Origin of the sequence: Pseudoalteromonas sp. S3260 (assembly GCF_005886925.1) — a bacterium.
Classification (GTDB): Bacteria; Pseudomonadota; Gammaproteobacteria; order Enterobacterales; family Alteromonadaceae; genus Pseudoalteromonas; species Pseudoalteromonas tetraodonis.
On the sequence record NZ_PNCV01000212.1, the window covers coordinates 1 to 1,618 of the forward strand.

The 1,618-nt window shown below is 39.4% G+C and carries 2 protein-coding genes; both read left to right on the plus strand.

Translation table 11 applies throughout. From position 1 onward, the window contains the following. Positions 1-5: 5 nt before the first annotated feature. Positions 6-980, plus strand: coding sequence for a hypothetical protein (locus CWC14_RS18225; RefSeq protein ID WP_036983929.1), 975 nt, complete (start codon positions 6-8; stop codon positions 978-980). Positions 981-1,293: 313 nt separating this feature from the next. Continuing rightward, the gene (locus CWC14_RS18230) at positions 1,294-1,509 is read left to right on the plus strand and encodes a hypothetical protein (RefSeq protein WP_138564302.1); all 216 of its coding nucleotides are present in this window, start codon (positions 1,294-1,296) and stop codon (positions 1,507-1,509) included. Positions 1,510-1,618 lie beyond the last annotated feature (109 nt).

The window sequence follows — 1,618 nt, forward strand, 5'->3', positions numbered from 1 at the left end:
GTTCCATGGCAATTGCAAGAAAGCGTCAGGTTAGTTTGGCTGATACGCGATATTATCACTGTATTTCACGTTGTGTACGCCGAGCCTTTTTATGCGGAGAAGACCATTTTACAGGTCAGTCTTATGAGCACCGCAGAGGCTGGGTAGAAGATAGGCTACTTGCCTTAGCAAAAGTATTTTGCATAGATGTGTGTGCTTATGCTGTGATGAGTAATCACACTCATTTAGTACTATATGTAGATGATAAAAAGGCCAATAGGCTAAATGACAAAGCCATTATTATTCGGTGGCATAAAGTGTGTAAAGGCACGTTATTAACGCAAAAATACCTGCAAGGTGAAAAACTCACTAAAGCAGAGCTTATCTTTTTCAATCAAACAGTAAAACAATACCGAGAGCGGCTATCTAGCATCAGTTGGTTTATGCGCTTGTTAAATGAAGATATTGCGCGCAAAGCGAATAAAGAAGACAACTGCACTGGTCGATTCTGGGAAGGGCGCTTTAAATCACAGGCCTTGCTAGATGAAGCCGCACTAGCTGCTTGCATGGCGTATGTAGATTTAAATCCAATTAGAGCAAAGGTAGCCAGCATCCCCGAAGAATCAAATCATACCAGCGTGAAAAAGCGATTAGAAAGTGCAGCAACAGGCAAGCAGCCTAAAAGTTTATTACGTTTTGCAGGGTTACCACGCCAAATCATGCCAAAAGGCCTACCTTTTGAACTTAAATCCTACCTTGAACTCGTTGAATTAACAGGCCGTGTTATAAGAGAAGACAAGCAGGGACACATTGACAATATATACCTTCCTTTACTAGAGCGAGTCAATATTAGCCCTGAGAACTGGCTGAAATTGACGACACAATTTACGCGTGTGTTTCATGGTGCAGTCGGTAGACCTTCTTCACATGAAAGCTATTGTGAAAATTTAGGGAGAAAGCGGCGAGCAAACATGAGTAACTGCGAAAAATTACTCGCATAAAGCTTAATCAATCAAATACGTAAACTTACTGTATAGAGCAGGTATTTCCATGTCTGTCATTTAAGTTTTACAACGATATTTACTTATTTAAAGCTGAAACCAGCCTTTTAAAGTTGCAAGAAACTAAATGCAGAGCTTAATAGTGAATTTTGTGACACAGGTTCAATAGGTCGTTAAAATGGGTGTCATCGTATGATAACACAGGTTCAATAGGTCGTTAAAATGGGTGTCATCGTATGATAAGCGATTATGCAACACAAACAGCGTGTCGCATAAATACTAAAATGTTATGTGTTTCTTGAGTATGAGCAAAATGTCAGAGACAAATCTAAGGTTAGAGTATGTTGAAAGAACATGGGACATGAATTTCTCTGACGATCTTGATGATAAATTAGAAGATGATTATGTAAATCACACTTCTTTTTATACAGACGAAGTTTTTTCGCAATTTCAATTAGTGTCTATTATCATGCAAGATTCAACACCAGATGAAATTATTAACTATGTAAAAACGCAGTTAAACACATAATCGGGTAGCCGGAGGTCTCTAACCTCCAGCCCCCACACCACCCATCATGCGGGTCCGCAATGGGCGGTTCATCTCCCGTAATGAATATTGATCCAAATATCTATCAATG

Bases quoted from the DNA above. Each gene is read 5' to 3' on its own strand.
- CWC14_RS18225 (WP_036983929.1), top strand. From the start codon at position 6: ATGGCAATTGCAAGAAAGCGTCAGGTTAGTTTGGCTGATACGCGATAT.
- CWC14_RS18230 (WP_138564302.1), top strand. From the start codon at position 1,294: ATGTCAGAGACAAATCTAAGGTTAGAGTATGTTGAAAGAACATGGGAC.